Genomic DNA, 2696 nt, shown 5'->3' with positions numbered 1-2696 from the left:
CTTGACCTTGCGGCTCCGGATATTATCGTGCGCAACGAAAAGCGGATGCTGCAAGAAGCCGTTGACGCGTTATTAGATAACGGTCGTCGCGGCCGCGCGATTACTGGCTCGAACAAGCGTCCTTTGAAGTCACTTGCTGACATGATCAAAGGTAAGCAAGGTCGTTTCCGTCAAAACCGTCTTGGTAAGCGTGTTGACTACTCTGGCCGTTCAGTTATCACCGTTGGTCCTAAGTTACGCCTGCATCAGTGTGGTTTGCCGAAGAAAATGGCACTTGAGTTATTCAAGCCGTTTATTTATGGCAAATTGGAAGGCCGTGGTTTAGCGACAACGATCAAAGCTGCGAAGAAAATGGTTGAGCGGGAAACCGCGGAAGTTTGGGATATCCTCGATGAGGTTATTCGCGAGCATCCGGTATTACTTAACCGTGCACCAACCTTGCACCGTTTAGGTATCCAAGCGTTCGAACCAGTCCTGATCGAAGGTAAAGCGATTCAACTGCACCCACTCGTGTGTGCGGCCTATAACGCTGACTTCGACGGTGACCAAATGGCTGTTCACGTTCCATTGACGCTTGAAGCGCAAATGGAAGCTCGTGCACTCATGATGTCGACCAATAACGTGCTTTCACCAGCGTCTGGTGAGCCGATTATCGTACCTTCGCAAGACGTTGTCTTGGGTGTGTACTACATGACTCGTGAGAAAGTTAATGGTCGCGGCGAAGGCATGGTATTGAAGAGCCCGAAAGAAGCAGAAAAAGCATACCGTACCGGTATGGCTGAGCTGCACGCGCGGGTCAAAGTACGGATTAAAGAAGTACTCTTTACCGAAGAAGGTGAGCGTACTGAAGAAGTGAAAGTCGTCGACACGACGATTGGTCGCGCGATCTTCTCGTTAATCTTACCTGAAGGTCTTCCGTACGAAGCAATTAACCAAAACATGGGTAAAAAGCAGATTTCACGCTTATTGAACCGCACCTATCGTGATTGTGGTTTGAAAGCGACTGTTATCTTTGCTGACCAACTTATGTATACCGGTTTCCACTATGCGATGGTGTCGGGTTCTTCAGTCGGTATCAACGACATGGAAATCCCTGCAGCGAAAGCAGACATCATTGAAGATGCTGAAAAGCAGGTCGCGGAAATCCAAGAACAGTTCGAGCAAGGTTTGGTAACTGCGGGTGAGAAATACAACAAAGTTATCGACATTTGGTCAACTGCGAACGAAAAAGTATCGAAAGCGATGATGGAAAACCTCTCGAAAGAGACGGTTGTCAACGCGAAAGGTGAAGAAGAAGAGCAGCAAGCATTCAACTCGGTTTATATGATGGCCGACTCTGGCGCTCGGGGTTCACCCGCGCAGATTCGTCAGCTCGCCGGTATGCGTGGTCTGATGGCGAAACCAGATGGTTCAATCATCGAAACGCCAATCGTTGCCAACTTCCGTGAAGGTCTGAACGTACTTCAGTACTTCATCTCAACCCACGGTGCGCGTAAAGGTTTGGCCGATACCGCATTGAAAACAGCGAACTCAGGTTACCTGACCCGTCGTTTGGTTGACGTTGCGCAAGATTTGGTTATCACTGAATCAGATTGTGGCACCTTAGACGGATTAAGCATCAAACCGTTGATCGAAGGCGGTGACGTGGTTGAGCCATTGCGCGAGCGTGTACTTGGTCGTGTGGTCTGTGACGATGTGATGGTTCCAGGCACTGACGAAGTCCTGCTACCACGCAACACCCTGCTTGACGAAAAAGCGTGTGACATCTTAGAACAGAACTCTGTCGACGAAGTTAAAGTTCGCTCAGTTATTACCTGTGACAGTATTCATGGTGTGTGTTCTCATTGTTACGGTCGCGACCTTGCTCGTGGTCATATGGTCAATGATGGTGAAGCGGTTGGTGTTATTGCAGCACAGTCAATCGGTGAGCCGGGTACTCAGTTAACCATGCGTACGTTCCACATCGGTGGTGCGGCATCACGGGACTCTGCAGCAAATGCTGTACAAGTGAAGAACGCAGGTCGCATCAAGTTACACAACGCGAAATCGGTAGAGAACAGTGACAAGCACTTGGTGATCACTTCTCGCTCAGCCGAGTTGACCTTGATTGACCAGTTCGGTGCCGAGCGTGAGCGTTATAAAGTGCCTTACGGTGCGATTCTGAAGAAGCGTGATGGTGACGACGTTGCTGCTGGTGAAGTAGTCGCAAACTGGGATCCGCACACGCATCCAATCATTACCGAAGTAGCAGGTCACATTAAGTTCGTTGATATGATCGACGGCGTGACCATTACGACGCAAACGGATGAATTGACGGGCTTAAGCAGCACCGTCATTCTTGAAACCGGTCAGCGTACTACGGCTGGTAAGGACATGCGTCCGATGGTGAAACTCGTAGATGCCAAAGGCAAAGACGTGATGATCCCGGGTACCGACATGCCAGCGCAGTACTTCTTACCAGGTAATGCGATTGTTAGCATGAATGACGGTTCGCAAGTTGGTATCGGTGACACCTTGGCGCGTATTCCGCAAGAAGGTTCGAAAACACGCGATATTACCGGTGGTCTACCGCGGGTTGCCGACTTGTTCGAAGCGCGTAAGCCGAAAGAGCCTGCGATTCTTGCTGAAATCAGCGGTACCGTCTCGTTTGGTAAAGAAACCAAAGGTAAGCGTCGCTTAATGATTACCCCGTTAGA

At 49.8% G+C, this 2696-nt stretch carries 1 pseudogene; it reads left to right on the top strand.

Annotated features, from left to right (window positions below):
- Positions 1–2696: pseudogene (rpoC, locus tag J5F18_RS20505) on the top strand (DNA-directed RNA polymerase subunit beta'); the annotation flags it as partial.

The organism is Halomonas sp. BM-2019, from assembly GCF_017584085.1.
This window is presented reverse-complemented; position numbering and strand designations above follow the sequence as displayed.